The 22,354-nt window shown below is 41.7% G+C and carries 18 protein-coding genes; 7 read left to right on the forward strand and 11 right to left on the reverse strand.

Translation table 11 applies throughout. The features are described 5' to 3' along the window. Positions 1–150: 150 nt before the first annotated feature. Positions 151–1,194, forward strand: a complete 1,044-nt coding sequence (locus tag VA249_RS16435) for a GMP reductase (protein ID WP_221071694.1) — start codon at positions 151–153, stop codon at positions 1,192–1,194. Positions 1,195–1,278: 84 nt separating this feature from the next. Here VA249_RS16435 and VA249_RS16440 read toward each other — a convergent pair whose 3' ends face one another. From VA249_RS16440 to nifJ, 4 genes are all read right to left on the reverse strand, one after another. Further along, a complete protein-coding gene (locus tag VA249_RS16440; protein ID WP_221071695.1) occupies positions 1,279–2,532 on the reverse strand; it encodes an aromatic amino acid transport family protein in 1,254 nt (417 codons plus the stop codon). Positions 2,533–2,972: 440 nt separating this feature from the next. Beyond that, positions 2,973–3,800, reverse strand: a complete 828-nt coding sequence (locus VA249_RS16445) for a flagellar motor protein MotB (RefSeq protein ID WP_221071696.1) — start codon at positions 3,798–3,800, stop codon at positions 2,973–2,975. Between the two features lie 16 nt (positions 3,801–3,816). Then, a complete protein-coding gene (locus VA249_RS16450) occupies positions 3,817–4,473 on the reverse strand; it encodes a flagellar motor protein (protein ID WP_221071697.1) in 657 nt (218 codons plus the stop codon). 150 nt (positions 4,474–4,623) lie between these two features. Beyond that, the gene (gene nifJ, locus VA249_RS16455) at positions 4,624–7,827 is read right to left on the reverse strand and encodes a pyruvate:ferredoxin (flavodoxin) oxidoreductase (protein WP_221071699.1); all 3,204 of its coding nucleotides are present in this window, start codon (positions 7,825–7,827) and stop codon (positions 4,624–4,626) included. A gap of 294 nt (positions 7,828–8,121) precedes the next feature. Between nifJ and VA249_RS16460 the strand changes: the two genes are divergently transcribed. From VA249_RS16460 to secF, 3 genes are all read left to right on the forward strand, one after another. After that, complete coding sequence (locus VA249_RS16460) at positions 8,122–8,883, forward strand: phosphatase PAP2 family protein (RefSeq protein WP_221071701.1); 762 nt, start codon at positions 8,122–8,124, stop codon at positions 8,881–8,883. Positions 8,884–9,094: 211 nt separating this feature from the next. Then, the gene (gene secD, locus VA249_RS16465) at positions 9,095–10,924 is read left to right on the forward strand and encodes a protein translocase subunit SecD (protein WP_225927145.1); all 1,830 of its coding nucleotides are present in this window, start codon (positions 9,095–9,097) and stop codon (positions 10,922–10,924) included. Between the two features lie 9 nt (positions 10,925–10,933). Continuing rightward, complete coding sequence (secF, locus tag VA249_RS16470) at positions 10,934–11,836, forward strand: protein translocase subunit SecF (RefSeq protein ID WP_221071703.1); 903 nt, start codon at positions 10,934–10,936, stop codon at positions 11,834–11,836. 672 nt (positions 11,837–12,508) lie between these two features. Here the strand turns inward: secF and VA249_RS16475 are convergent. The 7 genes from VA249_RS16475 to VA249_RS16505 all read right to left on the reverse strand — a co-directional run bounded on the left by VA249_RS16475 (position 12,509) and on the right by VA249_RS16505 (position 20,556). Continuing rightward, the gene (locus VA249_RS16475) at positions 12,509–14,092 is read right to left on the reverse strand and encodes a Na+/H+ antiporter NhaC family protein (RefSeq protein WP_221071705.1); all 1,584 of its coding nucleotides are present in this window, start codon (positions 14,090–14,092) and stop codon (positions 12,509–12,511) included. Between the two features lie 46 nt (positions 14,093–14,138). Further along, on the reverse strand, positions 14,139–15,368 hold the full coding sequence (gene gltS / locus VA249_RS16480) for a sodium/glutamate symporter (protein ID WP_221071707.1): 1,230 nt from the start codon (positions 15,366–15,368) through the stop codon (positions 14,139–14,141). 146 nt (positions 15,369–15,514) lie between these two features. Further along, complete coding sequence (gene tatA, locus VA249_RS16485; RefSeq protein ID WP_221071709.1) at positions 15,515–15,706, reverse strand: twin-arginine translocase TatA/TatE family subunit; 192 nt, start codon at positions 15,704–15,706, stop codon at positions 15,515–15,517. A gap of 213 nt (positions 15,707–15,919) precedes the next feature. After that, positions 15,920–16,621 carry a response regulator gene (locus tag VA249_RS16490; protein ID WP_221071711.1) on the reverse strand — a complete coding sequence of 234 codons (702 nt, stop codon included), beginning with the start codon at positions 16,619–16,621 and terminating at the stop codon, positions 15,920–15,922. After that, positions 16,614–18,149: a sensor histidine kinase gene (locus tag VA249_RS16495; RefSeq protein WP_225927146.1), complete on the reverse strand. Its 1,536-nt coding sequence runs from the start codon at positions 18,147–18,149 to the stop codon at positions 16,614–16,616. Before VA249_RS16495 ends, VA249_RS16490 begins: the two co-directional genes overlap by 8 nt. Before the next feature lie 354 nt (positions 18,150–18,503). Continuing rightward, a complete protein-coding gene (locus tag VA249_RS16500; protein ID WP_221071712.1) occupies positions 18,504–19,592 on the reverse strand; it encodes a hypothetical protein in 1,089 nt (362 codons plus the stop codon). A 550-nt stretch (positions 19,593–20,142) separates the two neighbouring features. After that, positions 20,143–20,556, reverse strand: a complete 414-nt coding sequence (locus VA249_RS16505; protein ID WP_221071714.1) for an MFS transporter — start codon at positions 20,554–20,556, stop codon at positions 20,143–20,145. A gap of 69 nt (positions 20,557–20,625) precedes the next feature. On the opposite strand from VA249_RS16505, the gene VA249_RS16510 reads away from it, so the two are divergent. The 3 genes from VA249_RS16510 to VA249_RS16520 all read left to right on the forward strand — a co-directional run bounded on the left by VA249_RS16510 (position 20,626) and on the right by VA249_RS16520 (position 22,259). Next, entirely contained in the window at positions 20,626–20,877 is a 252-nt protein-coding gene (locus VA249_RS16510; RefSeq protein WP_242598085.1) for a substrate-binding domain-containing protein, read from the forward strand. A gap of 255 nt (positions 20,878–21,132) precedes the next feature. Then, on the forward strand, positions 21,133–21,588 hold the full coding sequence (locus tag VA249_RS16515; protein ID WP_221072209.1) for a GNAT family N-acetyltransferase: 456 nt from the start codon (positions 21,133–21,135) through the stop codon (positions 21,586–21,588). A 128-nt stretch (positions 21,589–21,716) separates the two neighbouring features. Further along, positions 21,717–22,259 (forward strand): flavodoxin family protein, encoded by a 543-nt coding sequence (locus tag VA249_RS16520; protein WP_128812742.1) that lies wholly within the window; start codon positions 21,717–21,719, stop codon positions 22,257–22,259. Positions 22,260–22,354 lie beyond the last annotated feature (95 nt).

Genomic DNA, 22,354 nt, shown 5'->3' on the forward strand with positions numbered 1-22,354 from the left:
AGGAAAGAAATCGGAGCCTATAATGCTGAAAACCGGAGCGTCTGCCAACGCTCCGGTTTTTTTGTGTCCGAAGAACAGTGAACTCGTCTGCCAACGATGCCACTACGCACTCTGAAATGACACATACTTTATGAATCAAGGAATTACACAATGCGTATCGAACAAGAACTTAAGTTAGGCTTCAAAGATGTACTGTTTCGCCCGAAACGTTCTACCCTTAAAAGTCGTTCTCAAGTAAATTTAACCCGCGATTTTACATTCAAGCACAGTGGTCGTCAATGGTCTGGCGTTCCAGTAATTGCGGCTAACATGGATTCGGTTGGTAGCTTTGCAATGGCGAAAGCATTAGCAGAGCACGGTGTAATGACAGCGGTTCACAAACACTACACAGTTGAAGACTGGGCAGAGTTTGCGAAATCTGCGGATAAAACAACACTAAATAACGTAATGGTGTCTACTGGTACGTCTGATGCAGACTTCCAAAAAACTAAAGACATCATGGCGATTTCTGATGAGTTTATCTTCATCTGCATCGACATCGCGAACGGCTACTCAGAGCACTTAGTCGAGTACGTACAGCGCGTACGTGCAGCATTCCCAGATAAAGTGATTTCTGCGGGTAACGTTGTTACAGGCGACATGTGTGAAGAGCTAATTCTAGCAGGTGCAGACATTGTTAAAGTGGGCATCGGCCCAGGTTCGGTTTGTACAACGCGCGTTAAAACAGGTGTGGGTTACCCTCAACTTTCTGCAATCATTGAGTGTGGTGATGCGGCGCATGGTCTAGGTGGCGTGATCATCGGTGATGGTGGCTGTTCATGTGCTGGTGATGTGGCAAAAGCATTCGGCGGCGGCGCTGATTTCGTGATGCTTGGCGGTATGCTAGCTGGTCACGAAGAGTCAGGCGGTGAGATCATCGAGAAAGATGGCGAACAGTTCATGAAGTTCTACGGCATGTCTTCTAAGAGCGCGATGGACAAGCACTCTGGTGGTGTTGCTGGCTACCGTGCAGCTGAAGGTAAAACCGTACTATTGCCATACCGTGGCACCGTTCACGGTACTATCCAAGACATCCTTGGTGGCGTACGTTCAACGTGTACATACGTAGGTGCAGCAAAGCTTAAAGAGCTAACAAAACGCACAACGTTCATCCGCGTACAAGAGCAAGAGAACAACGTATTCGGTAAAGAGTAAGTCGATTACTTTTCGGAAAATTCGAATAATTGAGAGCCGCTATTAGCGGCTCTTTTTGTAGTTGTATCATGCGTTCGATTAACGTTATAGCGCGCTATATATAACGGAAGTGATAGAGGCAATACCACAAACAGCAGTGAAGATTTGTATTGGCAATGCGGTTTTCAACTTTGCCATAGCAGGTACTTTTTGCATTGCATAGACTGGGAGCAAGAACAAAATCGCAGCGATCATTGGTGCACCCATAGTTTCAATCATACTTAGAATACTTGGGTTAATTACAGCGGCAATCCAAGTTGTTACCACAATGAATATCGTCACACCATTATTGATTTTATTTTCTGACACACTCAATCGTGTCTTAATAAGCGCGACTAGACCCTCGTGTGCACCTAGATAGTGACCAAAGTAGCTTGAAACAATCGCACAGAAAGCAATCAGTGGTCCCATGTAAGAAATCCATGGAGATTGATGCATGTTGGCTAGGTAAGATAAGACAGATATGTTCTGTTTTTCAGCCATAGCAAGATGTTCTGGTGACAAAGATAGAACAACAGAGAATACAAAAAACATGACGAAACCCATTAGCATCATAGCCGTACCGCAGGTAATGGTATCCGTCTTTTTCACTGCTTGGTCACCGAACTTGATACGTTGTTCTTTGGCAAATTGAGAAATTATCGGGCTGTGATTGAATGAAAATACAATTAGTGGGATAGCCAACCAAATGACACTTGGCAGTGTTGAAAAGTCGGGTTTTACTTGCATCATTGATGTATTCCACTCAGGAATTAGGAATACAGAAAGCGCTAAAAGTACGAAAACCAACGGGTAAACAAGAGCTGATGTTACCTTTAGCATGAGATCTTTGCCAAAAATGACGCCTAATGTCATGGCTCCAATTAGCAGACCCGCAAGTAGAGGGCGAGGTAATGATGCCATACCTACTTGGTGAACGAGAAAAGAGTCTACGGTATTAGTGATACCGACACCGTAGATTAGCACAATTGGGTAGATAGCAAAAAAATAGGCGAAAGTAATCAAGTTAGCCCCAGTTTTGCCAAAATGCTCTTCAACGGTATCGGTGATATCGGCATTGGCTTTTTTTGCAGACAATACGAAGCGAGCCAATGACATGTGGGCGAACCAAATCATGGGAGCTGAGAGCAAAGCCAAGAATACTAAAGGCCAGAAACCACCCGCGCCTGCTTTAATTGGAAGGAAGAGAACGCCTGCACCGACAGCGGTGCCGAACAGTGATAAACACCATGTAAAGTCCTGATAAGTAAATTTATTAATCGATCGAGGACTCGAGATCGTTGAACATTTAGAATTCATATAGAACTACTCATTTATCGACAAAACGAAGATTTGACGTTGCCAGTAAGCCGAAAGTGAAAAATATTGAAGTTTACTGGCACATTGAATTCGTAAAGATTAGTGGTTTTTGTTGAAAATGGTTGTAAAGATAAGTGTTGAGCCTATATAGAAACTATAAAATTTCCGGATTACCCCACAATGGTCAGTTTTCTGAGTATCGAGGTGGACTATAGCAAATACTCGGAAGTTGACTCTTTTCGACAGACTTTAGTGTTGTACCATCTGTTTTTAATTCTACCCTGTACGGGGATAGCGTTCTCAATTGTGAATCCACATAATATATGGTGAACAATAAAGGTGATGTCATTACTATCGTGATAAATAAATAGCTAAGTTTTTTGTTCATTTCATAGTAATCATTTTAGGTTAATTAATATTAGTGGCGACAAAATAGGTCTTTAGAGTGAATGTGTTACATTCAAGGCACTACCTTGTAGTATTGATATTTCAGCTACACGCTGATTACCAGCATTTGAATGGTCTAAAACTTTTAATTGACCAGCACCACTGGCTTTTATTCGATTTGGCTCAATTCGTGGGTTCTGCATTAAAGTACTAGCGATAGATACGGCTCTTAGAGCTGAAAGCTCGATATTATTTCGATATAACTGGGGATCGGGAATTGAGTTGTCAGAGTAGCCAGTCACCATAATCATTCCGGGTAAGTCCTCAATCGCTTTCGCAATATTTTTGACAAGCGGAGAGAACTTAGGTTGTAAAAAATGAGAATTTTGTGCAAAAGCAATGGAAGATTTAATCTTTATATTGAGTTGTTGCCCGAGCTGTTCAATTTCGATCTCTCCTGAATCCAGTTCTTTTCTTAGTGCTTCGCTAATATATTGATAAACGTCGGCTGAGGATTTTGTTGGGGTTGGAGTACGACTTAGTTGAATGATCGAAGACCCAATATTTGAACTAGTGTTGAATGTTTCGTTATCTAGTTTTTCTGCCAGAACAAGGTCTATGGTTGAGTTACTGCCTGTAATGCCAACACCGCCATCAAAAATGGGTGAATTATTATGTGAAGAGATTAAGCCTTGTTGTTGTAATGATTGAACAATGCCTTGAATGACTTTATCTGATTGTCCTTTTTCTGTCGAAGCTAAGGCATAGAGCACAACAAACAACGCAAATAATAGCGTCATATAGTCAGCAAATGAAATAAGCCAACGTTCATGGTTGTCATGTTCCTCCGCGTGGTGATGTCTTTTTCGTCTCATCATCATATGCTCCTGTCTAGTGTCAGTGGTGGGAGTGACTATTAAGTCTGCTTTTGACTTCGAATAGGTTGCTGCCATTTGCGATGGCGTAGATACCATCAGCGATCATGCGACGGTATTCAGCTGATTCTTGTGCGAAAAGTTTGTAGCGACTACCGATAGGTAGGAAAAAGATATTTGAAAACGCAACACCATAAATAGTGGCGACAAAGGCGACAGCGATCCCATGCCCCAATTGGTCGGGTTTATCGAGCAATCCCATTGCATGGATTAGGCCTAATACCGCGCCGATTATGCCCATTGTTGGACTATAGCCGCCGGCGGCATCATAAACTTTTGCTACATGAGTAATCTCAACTTCTTGTTTTGAAATTGTATTATCAAGAATTTCATCAATCGCATTTTTGTCTAGACCGTCAATTACCATTAACAATGACTCTTTAACAAATGGGTCATCAATATTATCCAATGCCATTTCTAGTGCTAAGATTCCATCACGACGTGATATGTCGGCGAGTTGAATAAGCTGTGTTGAGGTGTTGTAATAATCATAAATTGGTGGATTGATCAGCCATTTAAAATAAAGTAAAACGTTTTTTAATGTCTTTAATGGAAACTGAACAATGACGCACCCTAAAGTTCCGCCGACGACAATTAGGAATGCGGGTAAATTAATCAACCCTCGATATGGCCACCTTCAATAAAGTTGGCGAGCAAAATAAAAAACAACGCGACCAGAATGCCAATGAAACTCATAGTTATTTTTCACTTATGTGTTAAATAACTACCCAAGATTTTATATGACTTGGGTAATTAGTATCAAAATAATTTAATTTGTGTCTGGTTTAAGGTTATCTGAATAGTTAGATTCTAATGACCAATCACCTTCTTTGAGCAGTGTTTTCACTTTGTCGAGGCTATGTTTCAAGTCATATTTATGTTCGATACAAGGAGAGTAGGCAATGACCAAAGAAGGCCCTTGATGCTCGCCTGCTGCTTTCAGTGCTTTAATCGCCTGATTCATGTTGGCACTGAGTGCTATTTTAGCTAAATATAACCCTGGTACATGTTTGTAAATTTCAAGTAGATCTTTAGCTGGTTTATCATTCGGGATAGAACACAGTTTGGCGGTTTTACCCTGTGGGGTTGCTTTCGACTTTTGCCCTCCAGTATTGGAGTAACATTGTGTATCGAGTACTAAGATATTTATGTTTTGATTGCTTCTTAAGACATGATCGATACCACTAAAACCGATGTCATATGCCCAGCCATCTCCACCAATCATCCAAACTTGCTTTTCGGTTACATAGTCAGACAAGCCGATTAGCTCGCGGTCAGTTCTTAACAACGATGTGTCAAGATCATGAATGAGTGATTTGGCGCGTTTACTGAGCGCATTCACGGCCAGTCGCATCCCAAGTCCAAACTCTGCATTGTCCTCAAAGAGACTGTTTGCCCATGCAGGACCACGCCCATTTGGGTCTTGACTGTAGGGTGTAGTTGGTAGGTTGCCACCGAAAATGGAAGAGCAACCCGTTGCGTTTGCAATCAGTAGTTGTTTTCCAAACAATTGTGTTAGCACTTTTATGTAGGCAGTTTCACCACATCCAGCACAGGCATTGGGGTATTCAAAATACGGCGTTACAGTTTGGATAGACTTAACATCAATTCTTTTTAATTGATCAATCGTGTGACCTTTGATGCCCTCAAAATCTTGAAATTTGATTTTTTCTTGCTCATAGCAATTCAATTTTTCGACCATGTTAAGTGCACGAATGTCTTTGTTGTTTCTTTGTTTGGCTGGACAAGCCTCAACACACAGCTGGCAGCCGGTGCAGTCATCAGGTGATACTTGTAACGCATAGCGGAGGTTTGGCTCTTCGCGGTTTTTAACGGCTATGGTTTCATGTTCTGTTGCATATGTATGATCGGAAAGCATGGTCTTTGCGCGAATAGCTGCATGAGGGCAGATAGTGACACAGAAGCCACATTGTGTGCAGAGATCGGAGTTCCAGACAGGCAGTAGATCCGCGATATTACGTTTTTCTAAGCGAGCAGTATTGGTTGGCCAGACGCCATTATCGGGAAACCATGAAACGGGTAGTTTATTGCCTCTTCCCTTTAATAATTCGCCAATTAATGAATTGGGCATTGCGCGTGGTTGAATCTGATTAACTTTGTTTTCAAGCTTATTTTCTATGCTGAACGGAGTAAGATTCAGTGCAGTCATACACTCGTCTATACAATCAAGATTGCGCTGCAAGGTGTTGCCATGGTTGGTAGCAAACTGGTTCGATACAACTTGTTTCCAATCCTGGGTAGCATCGACTAATCGGCTAAGAATAGCGGTATGCATCACCACACTTGTTTTTCCAGATAAGTGATGAGCCGCCACAAGTCGGTTTGCATCAATGGTTATTAAGTGTAAATTAAATGCCTGAATGGCAACTTGTAAGTCGCTTGGCAGAGTATGCCACAACGCTTGTCCGGTCAGTGACGTATTTAATATCACTACAGCACCGTGATGAACTCTATCTGAGATAGAAATATCTCGTAGTAAATTAATATGTGAAATAGAAATAATATTTGCACGTCTGATTGGATAAGGTTCTTGTACTGGTGTTGGGCTAAAGCGTATATGCGTGGTAGTCAAATTCCCCGACTTTTTGGAATCATATTCAAACTGTGTGTCAATGAACATGTTTGATTGCTGACCTAATACCACTGATAGGTTTTTACTGGCAGTAATACTGCCATCGCCACCAAAACCAAAACTTAGAATACGTGTCATGGGTTTTTCGTGCAGTACTTTATCCACACATGGCAAATTTAACTTGGTGAGGTCGTCATTAATACCTATGACAAATTCTCTCGCTTTGTGGGATGTGTGGTTCTTCATCATAGTAAAAATGGCGTGGGCGTCCTCGGGGTAAAATGCTTTCCCTGATAACCCATATCGGCCATGGTGAACCGTTATTGATGTCGAGACATTGCGTTGCATTGTTTCGAGCACATCAAGATAAAGTGGTTCACCGCTTGCCCCTGGTTCTTTGGTTCTATCCAGTACAGCAATTTGTGTAACGGTTTTCGGTAGCGATTTCAGTAACGAGTTGGATGGAAAAGGCCGATAGAGGCGGATAGCCAGAATACCAATTTTCATTTCATCCTTTTGTGCTTGTTCAACGTACGCTCGTAAAGTCTCAACCACAGATCCGATGGCGATTATGACGTGCGTTGCGTTTGGATCACCGTAGTATTGAGTTATTTGATATTCTCTTCCCGTTTCTGAAGCAAACTCATCCATCACCGTCTGCAATGTTGTCTCCACGCTATTATGGGTGAGGTTTTGTCTTTCTCTGCACTGGAAATAGCTGTCTGGATCGGCAGTGGTTCCCCTAAGCGTTGGGCTATCAGGGCGCAGAGCATTTTGTCTAAACGAGTAAAGCGATTGATATGGAAAAAGTCGTTCGATGGTATCTTTTTTGATGGAAGTTATGTTGCGCAAGGCATGAGAGGTAATAAACCCATCAAAAAAGTGCATAAACGGAAGGCTGCATTTTAATGTTGCAATGTGCGAGATTAAGGCCATATCTTGCGCCTCTTGCCCATTATTGGATGCGAGCATAACGCAACCGGTTTGACGTGTAGCCATTACATCTGAATGGTCGCAATAAATCGATAGAGCATGTGTGGCAAGGCTTCTCGCTGCGACGTGAATGACGCTGGGGGTTTGTTCTCCTACTAACTTATAGAGTGTAGGAATCATCAAAAGTAACCCTTGTGATGACGTAAATGTGGTTGAAAGTGCACCACACATAGCACTGCCGTGTAAAACCGCAATACTTCCCGCTTCAGATTGCATTGTGATCACTTCCGGTGATTCATTCAGGAAATTATATTTCCTTTGAGAGGACCATTTTTCACATTGTTCTGCCATGCTGGTACTGGGAGTAATGGGGTAAACGGCAATGACTTCACTGAGATAGTGAGCAATCTTAGCGACCGCGGTATTGGCATCGATGATGTCTTTCATAAACTTACTAACCTTAGCGCCTTTGGTATGAATAAGACGCAAAACGAACGATGTTAATCGCTATAGGATAGAGGTGAGCATTCTAAATTTCTGTATAGAAAAAAAAGGTCGACATATAGATAGTGTAAATATTTCTATTGTAGTGAATGGGAATTTATAGAAAATTTACAGCGAACCTATGTGTTTTAAAAAAGCTATATACCATCTTTACACCTGTAGTCCTGTTTCCTGTTTATTATCAGAACATATAAGAAATTGTTTGATTCCCCAAAACTAGTGAGAGAGGTCTATTTAATGAGGCTTATTACAAAATATAAACTTGTCTGCACTTTAGCGATAATTCTTTTGACTTCTATTTTTTCAATTGGCATGCAGAATATACGGATTATTGATGCTTCACATATTGCATCCAGCATAGTAGCTAGAATTGTATCTTCTTCGGCAGGGGCTGAAGGCTTTATTGTTACTACGTTGGTGTTTTGTTTAATTCCTTTTCTGCTAAGTTTTTCGTTTGCGCAAAAAAAGCTAATACTAACAAGCTTTATCGTGGTTCTGGCATGCGCTTTTGGTATAAAAACAACACTAAAGACTACTTTTGAAGCGCCTCGACCTTTTGTTGAAGAGTTGGTCAATGTGGGTTCAATATCGACCAGTACGGAGTTTTATCAACTTTCAGATCCTGAAAAATTAAAGGTCATTGATGATGTTTCGTTGAACGTAGATAAATGGCGTTTGCAAGAGTGGCTGGATGGGTCAGACTATTCTTTCCCGTCAGGGCATATGTTATTTGCAGTGGTTGTGACCATCTTCTGGGCTCCAGTTTTGATAATTAAGAGATATTATTGTCTCGCGGTAATGTCAGTTATTTGGGCAAGTGGTGTTGGTGCTAGCCGTCTATGGTTGAGTATGCATCGACTAGAAGATCTTTACGCATCAATTGTTATCGCTCTTATTCTTTGTATGTTAGTGCCTAAAATTACGAGAATGTATTGGAATAAATTCGAATTTTCACATCGAACAAAATCTCACTCACCCAATGTTGCTTCCCCTTGGTAGTTGGCCCGTCATTTTCTTTTGTTTCAATGTGTCGTGATGTTGGTGTCAGTGCTAATTGTGGGCGGATATATGATTTCGTTACTACCTGATGAACTGGCGTAATTTATTATCGTGGGATTATTGGTAACGCCGATAATGAGTTTATTAATTGCAGGCTTAACTGGCTTGGTCTATTTCGTTCGCTTACCTAGATTACAGGTAACTGAACATCATGAGAAAAAATAATATGGCAATATCTTCAGCCAAAATAAAAGATCGCGGCAATTTAAACCGTCTCAGCAAATGGAAGTACGCATTTTTGCTACTTATGCTTGCCACTTTATTACTTCAAGCTATTCCTACTCTATATGGTGATGTTCCCGCTGTTGGTATTAGGGCTCAAGCAGGATCTCAAATTGTTGCAGATGACATCAAAAATATCTTAGATATCAAAGGTATTGTTGCCTTAGATATCGATCAACAAGATGACGTGAAAATCATATCGTTTGATACCATCGAAGCACAACAACGCGCAAAGCAAGCTCTTGATCGCGCACTCGGTGATGATGCTGAAGTCACAGTACAGTATCAATCTACTGCTCCGAAATGGTTCAAAACCATTGGCGCAGAGCCTGTCAAATTGGGGCTTGATCTTCGTGGTGGAGTCCAATTGCTGCTATTTGTTGACCTTGATGGTGTGTTTAACAAGCATACTGATGCAATGGTCAGTGAAATCAGGAAATTACTTCGTGAAGATAGAGTTCGCGATGTAAAAGTAAGAAAGCTAACAGATGCTCAGATTAAGCTTGTTGGCACTGACTCTGCTATCCAGAAACTGTTGTCATCTGAAGCCGCAAGGCAATGGAGCAATTGGCAGATTCGTGCTGACGAATCTGGGGCGCTTCTCACGCTAACAGAAGATGAACGCCTAATTCTGGTCCGTTCGGCTATGAGCCAAAATATTACTATTTTACGTGATCGCATTAGTGAGTTAGGGATTGCAGAGGCAAGTGTCCAAAGACAAGGTCGCGATCACATTCGTATCGAACTACCGGGACTGTACGATCCTAAACAAGCGAAATCAGTGATAGGTGCGACGGCTTCGTTATCGTTTTATGAAGAGAGGGAGGAAGGACCATTATCGATCTTGGATCAGCAGGGGCGAGTTGTGAACCTGCTGCGTCAACCCGTGCTGTCAGGGGAACATATTGTTGATGCCCGCAGTGGTGCCGATGAAATGGGACGGCCACAAGTCAGCATTAAGTTGGATGCCAGCGGTGGTGACAAAATGTCGCGTTTCAGTCGCAACAATATTGGACAACAGATGGCAACTGTTTACACGGAATATGTGTTAAACCCAGACGGTAAGCTAATTCCAAAAGATGAAGTTATTAATGTTGCAACGATACAAAGCACGCTAGGGAATAGTTTTAGAATTACGGGTATTGATAGCAGTTCAGGTGCCAATGAATTAGCGTTGTTACTGCGTTCGGGAGCTCTGACCGCTCCGGTTCAAATCGTCGAAGAACGTGCGATAGGTCCCACTCTTGGTGAGCAAAATATTCAAGCAGGCATTAGTGCTTTAGCGCTTGGCTTTGCTGGGATGGCTGTTTTTCTTATTACTTGGTATCGCCGCTTCGGTTGGGTTGCGATTGTTGGGCTGTCTGCCAACTTAGTCATGCAAGTGGGCTTTCTCGTTCTTTTGCCTGGTGCAGTTTTAACATTGCCGGGTATTGCAGGGCTTGTACTGACTGTCGGGATGGCAGTAGACACGAACGTTTTGATCTTTGAAAGAATAAGAGATCGACTGCGTGAAGGCGCTTCACTTGCGGTTTCAATTGATTTTGGATATCGCTCAGCATTTGTGACCATCTTTGATGCAAATATTACCACATTAATCTCCGCACTATGTTTGTACGGTATTGGTTCTGGGCCGCTACAAGGTTTTGCGACCACTCTTATCTTAGGTCTTATTTCTAGTATGGTCTGCGGAATTTGGGTGACACGTGCATTAATCAACCCAATTTGGGGCCGAGATACCCGTCGAATGGTAAAAATTTAAGGACTCACCATGTTTAAATATGCGTTAACACGTTGGCGTTACATTGGGCTTGTTTCGTCATTAATATTGGTCTTTGCCAGTATTTTAAGTGTGTACCAAAATGGTCTATCGATGAGTATTGATTTTACCGGTGGTACGATAATTGACGTTCAAATTCAGACGCTATTAAATGCTTCTGATCTTCAGATGATGATTCATGGCTCATTAAAAGATACGTTGATTATACGTAACGGTGCAGAACCCGGTCTTTGGCAATTAGTGATGCCAGCAAACAGCATTATGACGGATCCGTACCAAATTGTATCGACGGTCAGTGAGCAATTTTCACTACCAGTGACTTTAGTGCAAGCTTCTGTCGTTGGGCCGCAAGTGGGTGAAGAGCTATTTAATCAAGGTGGCTTGGCACTATTGGCAGCGTCGCTTTCAATCATGGGGTATTTGGCTATTCGCTTTGAATGGCGTTTGGCGCTAGCAGCAATAGCATCTTTAATACACGATACGATACTTACATTTGGATTGTTGGCTTTCTTAGGTATTAAAATTGACCTAAATGTGGTGGCTGGTTTGTTGGCTGTCATTGGTTATTCTTTGAATGATTCTATTGTCATTGCAGACAGATTACGCGATGTACTAAGAGCAAAGCCTGATATGAGTATTTATGCAAACACCGATCTGGCCGTTAGGGCAACGTTTGCCCGCACCTTGGTCACTGCAGGTACTACACTGTTTATTATCGGTTGTTTGTTGGTATTGGGTGGCGAGGCACTTTATGGTTTCTCAATGACCATGTTTGCTGGTGTATTAACAGGTACTTGGTCGTCTGTAACGATTGCATCGACGGTACAAGAACTGCTTGGATTGAGCCCCGAGCATTACCAAACGAAACCCGACCTTGTGGACGATATGCCATAGATAAAATGGTTATAATTAGTAAAGTAGATAAAGTATAAAGTTATCAGGGCGACCAATTAGGTCGCCCTTTTTCATGCAAAGAATAAAGCCAGTCTCTTAGCTTTTGTCCTAAATAACGACTCTACATATTCACTCAAAGTTTGATATGTGTTTATTCATGATGAGTATCTTTGTTAAAGATGAAGATGGCTTGAAGTGTAAACCCAAGTAACCTCAAGGTGCTTGGTTCAGCGAGAATGACTTGTTTTTATCGAACATACAGGGTTCTCAGGAGCGGAAACCATTCTTGATTTAGTGACTTTAAATCAAGAATGGCTGACAAAGGCTGAGAGCCAAGACCATGTTTATTACAAATAGGCCCTTTGGGAGCCAATCACGATGTCAATTTCAGCGTCAAACGGCTTGGAAATAGCGCACTATTCCACAGCGCCGTTTTCTTGGAGCTTGAGCATTGAACTGGTCCCGTGCATAGGCTTCGAATCCTGCATCTTGAAGTCACTTGGTTATACAAGAATAACGCTTTATGAGTGGTGATATAATTGACGGTTTAAGTGCTGGTTTGTTTATTATTGAAAGGGATAAGAGAAATGAGAATTGAGTATACCCAAGCAGATGATAGCTTGGGTATAAAAATGGTAAGTGGTTAGATAAACCTGAAGATTAGTTGCGAACCTATTTTTGAATTTCTAACTGGTCAACTATTCGACCATATCGAAGAGAATAGGCACAATAGCCAATGAACCAACATGCCGTCGCGGTCACCCCAAGAGCAACAGAGTGTGAGAACCCCATTACCAAGTAACCTATGACCGCTCCACAAGCCGCAATGATGGCATAAGGCAACTGCGTAGCTACGTGATCCATGTGGTGACAACCTGCTCCTCGAGCGGACAATATACTGGTACTTGATATTGGTGAACTATGATCACCGAATACTGCGCCAGCAAGCACTGCGCCAAGCATTGGCAACATTAAATTCACGTCACTTGCAACAGCAATATCTCCTGCCAAAGGAAGCATAATGCCAAAGGTTCCCCAACTCGTGCCTGTCGCGAAAGCCATTAAACAAGACAATAGAAATAGAGTTGCAGGTAGCAATGCAGGTGATAGTTTGCCATCCACTAATTGTGCAAGGTAAATACCAGTTTGCATATCACGTATTACCGCTGATATCGACCAAGCAAAAATTAAAATAATGATCGGGGATAACATGGCAGCACATCCAGAAGTGATGCATGTAAGGCGGCTTTTTATTTCAAGCTTGAGACGCAAAGAAAGGAGTGCTGATACGACAACGCTGAGTAGCGCCGCATAAACCAGAGATTTCCCTAAGTTAGCGTGCTCTAAGGTCGAGAGTAGAGAAATAGATTGTCCATCTTCCAACAATGATGTTTTGCCAGTATCGAACATAAAAAATATAGTTGATATTACAAGTACTAGCATAGGTAAAATAAGATCGACTAACGTACCATTACCATGCTTATCTGAGGCAACGTCGAAACTTGCCGGTGCTCCGTGGGCGTCGTCCCATAGTTTGCCTTTTAGAGCTTGGACTTCCTGCTTCTTCATCAAGCCGATATCAGTTTGCGATACGACGATAAAAAGTACCATCGCAAGAGTCAGTGCCGCATAAAGGTTCATAGGGATCATTTTGATGAAAGCTTCGATAGCACTCATGTCGGTGATGGCATGGGCACTAAAGATACCTGCTATTACTGCGATGATGTATGCACCCCAAGAAGATATGGGCATAAGAACGCAGACTGGCGCTGCAGTTGAGTCGAGTAAATAAGCTAACTTTGCTCTAGAGATGCGGAACTTGTCAGTGACAGGGCGACAAATTGAGCCAACGGAAATGCAATGGAAGAAATCATCAATAAAAAAGATAAAGACGAGCAGTGCAGTCAGCGATTTAGCTCTTCTTCTACTTTTACATTTTTCTACGGCCCAGTTTGCGAATGCGATTGTTGCACCGGATAGCGTCATTTGACTAATTAGGATACCGAGTAAAAGCATAAACAATACCATGTTGATATTGTCGGCATTAAAGCCATTTTGAGACCAAAATATGTCAACGATCGTTTTTATCGTGTAGTTCAGGCTATTTGCTATCGATAAGCCGGTAAGTAATAGCGCTCCAGATATGATGCCTATGCCTAACGAAAACAATACTTGGCGAGTCGTGACGGCCAGTAATATCGCGATGACGGCAGGCAGTAAGGAAAGCGCAGAATTTGAAAAATCAAAATACGGCATGATTTATCCTATGTGTTCAAAATGAAATTTCCAAAAAGCCCGCGAATTAGCTCACGAACGATAAATACATTTGTAGAGTAAGCAGATTGATAATATCGATGAAAAAAGCTCCGACGATAGGAACGACAATGAAAGCTTGAGGTGAAGGTGAAAAACGGCTCACAATAGCATTCATATTCATGACTGCGGTTGCGGTTGAACCCATTCCAAAACCACAATGTCCGCTCGCCATGACCGCCGCATCGTAATCTTTGCCCATTGCTCGGAATGTAACCCAACATGCAAACACTGTTTGAAAGACCGTTTGAATCAAGAGTATGACTAAAATTGGCAGCGCAAGATCGACTAAATCCCACAGTTGGAGGTTGAGTAAGGCCATCGCGAGGAATAATTTCAGCGATATATCACCGGCAAACGTAACCATGCTATGGTGAAGCCTGCATAGGTTGTTAGATACGGATATGTTAGCGATCAAGACACCAAGAACCAGAGCATAGACAAAGTTGGGAATTACCACGGAAATTATATTAGATTCGCGTACCCATTCATCCAGAGCTAAAGCGCCAACGACGCAGATAAACAGCGAAAACAGTGTGTGGGTAAGTGAATTCGGCGTTAGATTCTCAAATAAACTCGCTTTCTTTATCACTTGCGCTTTACTGCTAGGAATTGGATGGCGAGGGTTAACGTTAATTGTTGCTACTAGGTCATGTTTTTTGATTAGCCTCTGTGCAATTGGTCCTCCAATGAGCCCACCTGCGATAAGCCCAAACGTCGCGCACGCCATCGCGACCTCCATCGCATTGCTTAAACCGTAGTTGGTTTCGAGAATAGGAGCCCATGCAGCGCCAGTGCCGTGTCCGCCCGAAAGTGTTATTGAACCTGCGACTAAACCAAATAAAGGGTCAATACCCAGAAATCGGCTAAGTTGCACACCGACGGCATTTTGTCCAATGATGAAAATGGTCGCAAGACCCATAAAATACGCAACTTTTACGCCACCGAGTCTTAATTGAGTCCAATTGGCTGAAAGACCCAGCGATGCAAAGAAAAGCAGCATAAATGTATTTTGATACGGCAGGTCAAATACAAGAGATATACCTGAGTAATGTAAAACCGTTACTAATCCAGATGCGACAAGACCACCTATGATTGGTGTAGGAATACTGTGACGTTTTAGAAAAGTCACATGGCGGTTGATAAAGTAACCTGTAAACAGGACCAGTAGTGAGACTAAAAACGATACTTGGGCATCGACTGTAATGGGATGGTGCATGATATTACCTGCATCAAATCTTAAGGATTGAGGCCCTGCGATGGATAGATAGAAAAAGGCAAGTATGCGTAATTCGCATACGAACACTTGCAAACTTAAAAATAAACAATGAAAAATAGAAAATGAAAGGTAAGCGGTGTGTTTCGTTAACTTTTCTGACTATGATCCTCATGGGTCAAAGCTGTGGTGTTGTCTTTATCCTCTGAATTCAAAGAGTTTTTAAAGCCTTTTATTGCATGCCCCAAGTCGTCACCAAGGCTTCTTAAACGCTTGGTTCCAAATAACAACGCGATCACTACTGCAACAACAAGTAATTTACCGAGACTAATTCCACCCATATTCTATCTCCTTTGATTGATATAAGGGCCGAGGCTTCTTGGCCATCAACCTGCAGTGATGCATAAGCCACACTAAAACAATGCTTTTAGAGTAAGAAAAAAAATTTAAAGTTGCTGAATAGAAGTGGAACAGCAGTGTAAAGATTCTATAAAGAATTCAGAAAATGCGACAAAAAAACCGCTTTACTAAGCGGTTTTTAAGGGGGAGGGGGATTATTCTTCGGTTACGTCTACTAAACGATAACCGATACCGGTTTCAGTTAAAATGTGAAGGGGTTGTGCGGGGTTTTCTTCCACTTTACGCCGCAGTTGCGCTACATGAATACGGACATAGTGGGCATATTCAGTGTAGTTGTTTCCCCAGACTTCTTTGAGAATTTGCTTATGAGTAACTACCTTGCCTGCGTTTACACATAAATATTTAAGTATGTTGTATTCGGTTTTCGTGAGTTTAATTTGCTCGTTGTTGCGCTTAACCATTTTCAAGCCTAGATCTACGGTGGTATTGCCAAAGCTAAACCGAGTTGGCGTGGTTAGCGTTTCTCGTGCAAACATTCTTAAGGCCACGCGAACACGTGCAAGCAGTTCATCACTGCCGAAAGGTTTTGTGAGATAATCATTTGCACCAGCATCCAGTGCTGCCACTTTATCTGATTCTTTATTTCTTGCTGAAATAACGATGATTGGTGTATTCGTCCAACTTCTGAGTTCTTTGACGAGATCAATGCCATCCATGTCTGGTAAACCAAGGTCAAGTAATATCAGGTGTGGAGACCAATTTGCAGCAAGTTGTTGTCCAAGCTTAGCGTTTTCAGCTGTTTGGACTTGGTAATCGTGTCCACCCATCAGTACATTTAAAAAACGGCTAATAGGTAATTCATCTTCAATTACCAGGATCTTAATTTCACTATTCATCGATTATACAATCTTCCAAATCATAGATGCGGCAAGGGATCCTGACTTCAAAACATATGCCTAGCTCTGAATTGTTTTGTGCTGATATCGTGCCGCCATGAGCGGATACAATAACATGACAAATTGCCAATCCAAGCCCTGTGCCATCTATATGGTTGTTTTCTAACCGGTAAAATCGCTCAAAGATACGTGTCAGTTCGTACTCTGGTATGGGCTCGCCTTGATTGGACACTACCATGACAAATTCGCCATTAACATATTGGTATTTAAGAAAAATGTCGCTATTTTCTGGGCTGTATTTAGTTGAGTTCTCGACCAGATTTGAAATGACCTGTTCAATAAGAAGTCCATCTATTTCGATTAACATAGGCTCGCCACTAAGAACTAAATTATGATTTGATAGTTGATTTTTTAGTCGCTGTAGCGCGCTGCCTATTAACTCTTCTGGTTCTGCCCACTCTTTACTTAGTTCAAAAGTTCCAGAGGTATAGCGAGTGATGTCGAGTAGCTTATTCAAGCTTTGGTTTAGTCGTTCACCTTCAGACGCGATTGAGTGCAGTAGTTCATCGCGCACATCTGGAGAAACATTGAGCGTTGGGTCAGATAAAGTAGTCGCAGTTCCTATAATGGTACCAAGCGGCGTTTTTAAATCATGCGAAACGGAAGCGAGTAGAGTCGTTCTGATCTTTTCAATTTTATTGGTGGCTTCTGCTTCTGTTAATGCCTGCATCGCTGACGCTCGCGCAAGTGACATGCTAACTAATGAAAGAAACCAGGTATTCACTTTTTTTGACTTTGAGTTAGGTAGCACGATAGCACCAATGGTTGCTTCGCCGTTTTTTAACTCTAAAGAGGCAAGGTTAGTTGGCAGTGTATCGTGTGTTATATCGTCTAGCCATTCATCACTGAATTTTTGGCTTTTTGCTAATAATAATCGCTGCGGGGTGTTGACGAAAATAGCACTCTCAATGCCGTGCTTTTTCTTTAGATAAGTGGTTGCTTCCCAAGCAATTTGTTCAGAAGTCACTATCGCAGATAGTTTTCTTGCGAATTTATAGTGGATTTTCAGTTTGTTTTTTAACTGTTCATTGTTAAAAATTTGGCGTCTTTGCGACTGGGTAAGTCGAATGGCAAAAATACCGCTTGCAGCTAATACAAAGTAGGTGGCAACGTAGTTCACTTCTTCGAACTTGAACGAATTAAAGTCTGGAAGAATAAAGTAATGGAAAGTGACGATATTGAGAAAGCAAACGGTGTATGCGGCTTTTGGTTTGAGTATTGCCCCTGAAATTATATTAATTAATAAATACAGCATTGCGATGTCGGTAACGAACAATTGCTCTCGTGTAATGACACCAATAGTGGTGACTCCAATGCTTAGGAGTAGAACAAGGAGTAGCCCATAAGGCTCCTTAAATTTCATGTTTGTGTACATTTTTACTTCTTTGTTTACAATTGGTGGCAGAATTGCACCAATAGGTTTTTTAGCCCCGTCATTAAGTATCGCTTTCACTGTTTTTGCAATCAAAAAGTCACACAAACCGCATGAGTGTTTATAGATTTAAGCGAGTTTTATTTGAGTCTTCATTGCTACCTCAGGTTATCGGCTTTGTTCCACAAAGTCATCTCCAGAGACGTGCCAGCATGAACACAGCTAGCACATACTTTCCCCATTGTGTGCCGGCATCAATTTATCCATTTATAGCTAAACATAGTTGCTAGCTCAGGTTTATCCAGAGGTTTCTCAGTAGTGTTTATCACTAGCAAAGTTCTGCCCCGAAATGAGTTACGACCCAAAGTTCAAACAATGATGTCTAGGTAAGTTTGATATACAAAAAGTAATGAACAGCAAAAGACCAAGAGCTGGCGCTATTTGTTCACACTATTCAGTTAACATGAGCTTTGCTTTAAGAAAAGTTAGTTTGATGTCATCAGTTTTTGTGAACTTGAACTTACCGTCAGTCGAAGCGTTAAACCTTTCAAAATAGTACTCGAGTAGCGGATCGTATCTGTCACCGTGAACCCAAGTATAGAACTTACCAAGTTCATAGCGTAACTCTTTATCAAGGTCAGATCTTATTCTCAGTTCACTATCGTTTTCTAGGTCAACGATGTTCATTTCTTGAAGATTCGTCTTAATTTCTTCAATCAGAGGTAGGAGGGATTCTTTATACTTATCAGCCAATGGTGCAAGGTCAACGTCGGTTACTTTCGCTTCAAAAATCATAATCAGGTCGTTAATCTCCCCGTTATAGTAATCGTTATCTAATCGTTTTTCTGACTCAGTGCGAAGAACGTAGAGTTGTTCTAAAGGATCTGATTTAGTCTCAATCTTTTCTTTTGTAAGTTTGTGTTGATACTCAACAAACAGCGTTTCAATCCTATCAGCGATAACATCAAGATACTCATATCGAATTTTGAGAAATTCCAACAGCTCATTGATATCAAGGTTTAACGTTAGGTCTTCTTTACCCACATCTCGACTGTACAAATGAACACTCAAATCGCCAGTGTTGAAATGACTTGGAAATGGCCAACTTGCGAAACGCTTTGAATTTTCTTGATTAAGATTTACGGGGTGAGCACCGAAACACGCCCTGATAGTTTTAAAATAACTATTATCATCTTCATCAGCGAAGAGGCGACCTTTAAAGCATTTCTGTTCACCATAAAACGGATCTTTCTTATCAGTCATAAACACTCGATGGAGTTGTTTTATTGACTCGAAAATGAGGTCTATTGAAGAGATCAGAGAGTAGACCTGCATACATTTACTATCTATGTTCTTGTCAAACTCAGGCGCATTTTCTAAGTGCCGAACAGAGACAGAGATCCAATCCATAGCAGAGCAAACGAGGTTAAAAAGGTTCTTACCACCTTTATCTTTGTAGATTTGATATACAAAGCTAGAGTTTGAGTTAACCAAGTCTCGAAAGTCTTTGATTTTATCGTCACTAACAACGTTTCTCATTCGCTAATTCCTTTTCTAACTCACTGAAAATATTATAAAGAATGGCAAAGATGATAGTGATAGTTCTTTAATTCTTCAACTTATTCATTGATTTGCAGTGTAGTGATACGCTGAGTTGAGTTACTTAGTTAGATTTGAGCGATGACGATCTCTAGCTATTTGCATTACTAGACATTATCCGAAGACACATAGAAGAACTGAACCTATAAGTAGCTTTTGTCCAAAAAATTCTTAGCGCTGGTTTTAGACAAGTGTGATGAGGTGTTTGCGTGGCAATGCTGAAAGTAATTTTCTTACTGAAGCAATTTAGTTGAAATGCGCTATTCATAAAATTATCAACTTATGGTTGTTTCTACAGAAAATTCGAATAATTGAGAGCCGCTATTAGCGGCTCTTTTTTGTTTATAAATCAACGCCCTCAAGTGCCACACTAGCGGTTCTAGAAGAATCATTAGTAGCCAACAATGAACTAAGTTCATTTTAAGGTTGGTTTTAACTCATTCTTGGCAAGAACCTTCATAAGTCAGCAGACGCTTTGCGAAGTTGCTTTTTAGCCGTTGGTAAGTTTCTCTGTAACTGGATATTCAGGTCGATAAAGTGACGTGGCAAAAAGCAAAATAAACCCGTAACACGCGGCGGGAAGCAGAAAAGAGACATTTAACGTTGCTGCGCTTGACAACGCAGTTTGCAACAACGGGATAGTTGCGCCACCAAGCCCTGCCATGACCAAAAATCCAGATGCTTTCTCGGTATAACTGCCGAGATTATCAACGGCGAGTGAAAAGATCACCGGATACATTATTGAGTTGAGCAAACCAACCGCAATGAGCAAATAAGCGCTCGATACCCCAGGATTAACAGCCACAAACGCTGTTACCGCAACGGCAGTAAGCGCATTGATGATTAATACTAGGCGAGCGTTCACCGTACTAAATAGTGCTGTACCGATGAGTCGGCCGATCATTGCACCACCCCAGTAAAGGCCAACATTGATGCGCTACTTTGCGCTTCCGATATTATCGCTTATGGCCTGATACGTGAGCTTGATAGTCACTACTTTGACAAGGTTGGTATCGTGGGCTTCGATAATCTCCCATTTAATGAATATCAACAACCACCGTTATCATCGGTCAGCGTTGATTACAAACAGATGGCGGAAGCAACATTGGATGCGTTAATTTCAGATGAGACGGTAAAACAGGTGATGGTAGGTACGACGTTTCATCAAAGAGCGTCGAGTGTCAAAGAGATCAATTCAGGCTGTTTCAACAATCCGAATAATTGAGAGCCGCTATTCGCGACTCATTTTTTGCCCGGATTTTTGGGGATGGTCAAAGTAACGAAACTAAAACAAGCATGTGTGACAGCACTGTTTTTACCTTATTTTGCTTTGATTTCATGTTCACTTTGCTTTGCGTAGAAAGATTGCTAATTGACTTCTCAATATTTCGAATAACACATTGATTTAAATTAGAAATAGCAGTCCAATTCGCGCTAGGTTTATTGTTTTAAGTAGGAGATAAACTTGGACGTTCGTTTAATGACGCAAGATGACCTAGAACAGGCAGCGTTAGTACATAAATTCGCTTTTGTTCGTCAAGGGCATTCTCGTGAGTGGCTAGAGTGTATATTTAAGGCTTTTCCTCGCAATATCATTTATGTAGCGCAGCGCGATAATCAAGTGGTTGGATACATTATTTGGACGCAAAGAAGCGGTTTTCGCCCTGAAGTTGTATTGGAGCTAGAACAACTTGCGGTGCACCCAGACCACCAAGGGCAGGGTATTGCACGCAAATTGATTACAGAAACGTTGCCTATGGTGAAAGGTGAACTTGCCAAGAAAAATGCCGTGTTAAAGCATGTCGTTGTCACCACGAGAGCAGATAACTTTGCCCAAGATTTGTATAAAAAGACGTTAGGAGCGGAGATTGAAGCGACGATTTCAAATCTCTATTCCGCGGATGAAGTGTATATGGTGGCAAGAAACATTCCTTGAGGAAAAGCTGTAGTACAACATCTCGTCAATCTTGTTTAACTTAGTTGTTTTTCACTGAGAGCGCTTGTGAGGTACATAAACGAGTCTACACTGTAGTTTGAGTCATTCATATTGATGAGGGAACAAACATGTCGGTTGCAGTCGTTTATCATAGTGGTTATGGGCATACAGATAAGCAAGCCCACGCAGTTGCTGAGGGCGCAAATGCCGTTTTGGTGAAGATTGACGAAAACGGAGAACTTACAGAAGAACAATGGAAACAGTTAGATGAGGCGGGTGCCATTGTATTTGGCTCGCCGACGTACATGGGCATGGTCTCATGGCAGTTTAAAAAGTTTGCCGATGCGTCAAGTAAGCGCTGGTTTAATATGGATTGGAAAGACAAGTTCGCCGCAGGTTTTACTAATTCAGCATCAATGAATGGCGATAAAGGCATGACCATCTCATACCTAATTACGTTGGCGATGCAACATGGTATGGTCTGGATTGGCACGGGTGTATTGCCTGCCAATACAAAAGATGCACAGCGTAACGATATCAATTATCTTGGCGGGTTTTCTGGGGTACTTGCACAAAGTCCTGCGGATGCTTCACCAGATGAAGCACCATGTGCAGGGGATCTGGAAACCGCCAAACAATTTGGTCAACGCGTCGCCTCCTTTGTCAAGTAACAGCGTGACATGTAAAGTAATAGCGAGAATGCTAGTGCTTTGGGTATATAAAGCACCTGAGTTTAAATGAAAAAAGCAGCGCAATAGGTAGCGCT

This window comes from Vibrio alfacsensis (assembly GCF_019670485.1).
Classification (GTDB): Bacteria; Pseudomonadota; Gammaproteobacteria; order Enterobacterales; family Vibrionaceae; genus Vibrio; species Vibrio alfacsensis.